Annotated in this window: 1 protein-coding gene; it reads right to left on the bottom strand. The window is 45.6% G+C overall.

Going from position 1 to position 485, the window contains the following annotated elements:
• The coding region (locus AB4160_RS19480; RefSeq protein WP_372006093.1) for an NAD(P)/FAD-dependent oxidoreductase at positions 1–485 on the bottom strand (485 nt) is incomplete at both ends.

Raw genomic sequence — 485 nt, forward strand, 5'->3', positions numbered from 1 at the left:
GCCCATTGAAAGTTGAACCCTCCGAGCCAACCACTGACGTCCATCACTTCACCAATAAAGTACAATCCAGTAACCTTGCTAGACTGCATGGTTTTAGATGATAACTCATTAGTATCAACGCCACCCAAGGTGACTTCAGCAGTGCGATAGCCTTCGGTACCGTTCATCACGATTGACCATTCATTAAGGTCTTGTGCTATTTGCTCACGCTCACCGTGGCCTAACTGGTTTAAGGCTTTATCAAGCAGTGCTGCTTCAAATAACGCTTCAACCAAGCGCTTTGGTAGCCATTGGCTGATGGTGTTACGTAGGCTTTGCTTAGGGTGATTTGCAAGCGCTAGCTCGATTTTATCTTTCGCTGACTCATTGGGTAACAGGTTAATGCTAATACTTTGGCCTGCTTGCCAGTAATTTGAAATTTGTAAAATTGCCGGGCCTGATAAGCCGCGATGGGTAAATAACAATGCTTCGCTAAACTGAGTGCC

It is taken from the genome of Shewanella sp. 10N.286.51.B8, from assembly GCF_041469325.1.
Classification (GTDB): Bacteria; Pseudomonadota; Gammaproteobacteria; order Enterobacterales; family Shewanellaceae; genus Shewanella.